General features: G+C 53.6%; 2 protein-coding genes and 2 pseudogenes. 1 reads left to right on the top strand and 3 read right to left on the bottom strand.

Annotated features, from left to right (window positions below):
• From BJF89_RS11360 to BJF89_RS18630, 3 genes and pseudogenes are all read right to left on the bottom strand, one after another.
• Positions 1 to 186: pseudogene (locus BJF89_RS11360) on the bottom strand (IS6 family transposase); the annotation flags it as partial.
• A 115-nt stretch (positions 187 to 301) separates the two neighbouring features.
• On the bottom strand, positions 302 to 904 hold the full coding sequence (locus BJF89_RS11355) for a short chain dehydrogenase (protein WP_075815007.1): 603 nt from the start codon (positions 902 to 904) through the stop codon (positions 302 to 304).
• A gap of 284 nt (positions 905 to 1188) precedes the next feature.
• Positions 1189 to 2229 carry a DUF6670 family protein gene (locus BJF89_RS18630; RefSeq protein WP_139312009.1) on the bottom strand — a complete coding sequence of 347 codons (1041 nt, stop codon included), beginning with the start codon at positions 2227 to 2229 and terminating at the stop codon, positions 1189 to 1191.
• A gap of 206 nt (positions 2230 to 2435) precedes the next feature.
• Between BJF89_RS18630 and BJF89_RS18625 the strand changes: the two are divergent.
• Positions 2436 to 2516, top strand: a pseudogene (locus BJF89_RS18625) (IS6 family transposase); the annotation flags it as partial.

The raw sequence follows: 2516 nt of genomic DNA, 5'->3' as shown, positions 1-2516 counted from the left end.
TACGTTTGTCCAGTTCGGGGCCGTACTTCTGTACCCACCGGTGAGAATCGTGGTGTGATCCACCGGTGCGCCGCGTTCGGTCAGCATCTCCTCGAGATCCCTGTAGGACACTCCGTAGCGGCAGTACCAGCGCACTGCCCACAGGATGATCTCTTGAGGGAAGTGGCGACCGGAGAAGATGCTCATGCTGTCTGATGCTGGTTGACCGACCCCAACTTTCCAACAGCACCGGGCCGAGAGGTCAGATAGCCCTGTCAAGATTGGCTTCCCGACGTTACCAACACCACTTTGCAACAACACCCTACCAGATGCGGAAGACTCGTCCGTTCTCTACGCCGTGCGCGGACTGGACGAACGCGGATGCCACCGCCGCGGCCTCTACGGGTATAGATCCGGGAAACGAGGGTCCGTAGCCTTCCCACGACTGCCGAACTACGTTCGGGCTCACCGCGTTGATCCGAATGCCGCGAGGGAGGTCGGTCGCGGCTGAGGTGACGAACGCCTCCACGCCGCCGTTGGCAGTACTGGCAAGGACACTGTTCTTCACCGGATGCTGGGTGAGTATTCCACTGATCAGGGTCATAGAACCGTTGTCGGTGAGGTGCGGGAGGGCGCGTAAGACTAGGTTGACCTGATTGATCAACTTGCCCTTTAGGGCTTCGATGAGCTGTTCAGGGGTAGCGTCATTGGTTGCGACGAACGGGGCGGAGCCCACGGTGGATATCACGGCGTTCACAGTGCCAATTTCCGAGAAGAAGGCGTCGATGTCCTCCGGGGAGTTGAGGTCTACAGCGGGCGAGGAGTGACGGGATCCGGCTATGACCTCGTCACCGTATTCTTTGAAGGCTTTTACAGTGGCCTTTCCGATGGTGCCGGTCGCGCCGATGATGAGAACTCTGGACATTTCAGTCTCCGTTGTCAGTTAATCTGAGTTGTTCCGGACCAACATAACATAGAAGGATCTGTTGTACGTTTAGGTTCCATCCTTCCAGGCCGGCCGTGTCTGGCAAGTCAGGACAGATGTCACCTAAACGTACAGCAGACTCGGGTCAGTGGTGCGCTACAGTGGGTCATGGAAGGCTTCCTGGTGTCTCGTTTGTAGGTCGTGATTCACCCACCACGGTTACCGGAGGTATTCCTTAGGCGCCGTCGCCCGACGGACTGTTCGCGACCTCCTGGGAAGTACACCTAGCGCAGGTCGACATGTTCAATATACCCCTGCCCTGCGATCTGGCGCCCTGTAAAATCACCAGTGAACTGATAAGTACCACAGTAACCAGTTCCTATCCCGATCTTCCAATTTCTGTCTGTGATTGCATCGATAGTGACAGACGATTGATTTTCCCTGTCCCGCGCAGACCAGTGCAGGGAATCTGGCACCCGTGATGACGACCGCGCATCTGGACCCGGCCGTAGGTTCAAGTACTCAGCGTGAAAGTTGGAGTCTAGGATAATTTCAGTACTCTTCTCATTTCTGCCGAGGTTCCGGTAGAATACACGTTGCTGCACAGGAATTCCACCAGTGAGGGCCACATCGGTCATGAGTAGCTGCTCTGAGTCGCTTATATTGAGGACATGGTATGAGAAATGACTAACAGGAATGTCTGGGAGGCGGCTAATTCCGAAGCTGCCGGTTCCGATACCGCGAGCGAACTCCACGGTTCCTAGAGTATTGATCATTCTCTGCTCATCGCCGTATTGGACCATCCCTGAGCAATGTGCGAGAGTGCTCCAGTGTTTGTATATACCAGGGATATTAGCAAAAACTGAAACAGTTTTCGACATTTTCATAGAAATATCTACACTAACGTCGTCCAGGTTCCGGTGTATTGTAAGAATATCTCCTGATCGTATTATTTCCAGACCTGAGCCAAAAGTTGCTTTGTGGTTAGTCGGGTCGATGCAGTATCCGGACCTAGGGGCGGGTACCTCCAATCCGCTTGCTAAGGATCTCCCTGTAGTGCTCAATAAGCTCGAACACCGATTATGAGTATTTTTCTGGAGCGGCTGTACGTCAAAGGCGCTTACCCCAGGCGTGCCGATTATGTTCATTATATCGAAGAAGTCTGTTTCCCCGATATCCGGGATCATAACTCCATAATGACGCCATGAGTGAAATTTTCCGACATCTTCGAAGGGAAAAGGATCACATGTGAATATTTGGCTTCTCATTGGGGGATTAACTATATCTGCGGCGGCCTTCATGATTTTACTTGCTATGCTGCTCATTTAGAGCCCTCTTTTCCTTAGCTGGAACCTGGTATTGGCAGCGCCCTAACTCAATATAGTACTTCACATTCGGGTAGGTGACAGATTCGCCCATCACTCAAGTGTATCGTCTGCGGAATGCGGCTGCATGTTTTTCAGCGCGTTCCATACCGGTGACGTGACGGTGCTGTTGCAGAGTTGTGGATGGCAGGTGAGGATCAGTGCTCATGGGCGTCTTCTCCGGTCGCCACTACCCCAAAGACGTGATCCTCTGGGCGGTGCGGTGGTACTGCCGGTATGGGGTGTCC

The sequence above is a fragment of the Corynebacterium sp. CNJ-954 genome (assembly GCF_001942345.1).
In the GTDB taxonomy this organism is placed as follows: Bacteria; Actinomycetota; Actinomycetes; order Mycobacteriales; family Mycobacteriaceae; genus Corynebacterium.
The sequence above is the reverse complement of the archived record's forward strand: the minus strand, read 5'-3'. Positions and strand labels throughout refer to the sequence as shown.

What these genes read in the sequence shown, in the direction of transcription:
- BJF89_RS11355 (WP_075815007.1), bottom strand. Translation starts at nt 904, where the DNA reads ATGTCCAGAGTTCTCATCATCGGCGCGACCGGCACCATCGGAAAGGCC.
- BJF89_RS18630 (WP_139312009.1), bottom strand. Translation starts at nt 2,229, where the DNA reads ATGAGCAGCATAGCAAGTAAAATCATGAAGGCCGCCGCAGATATAGTT.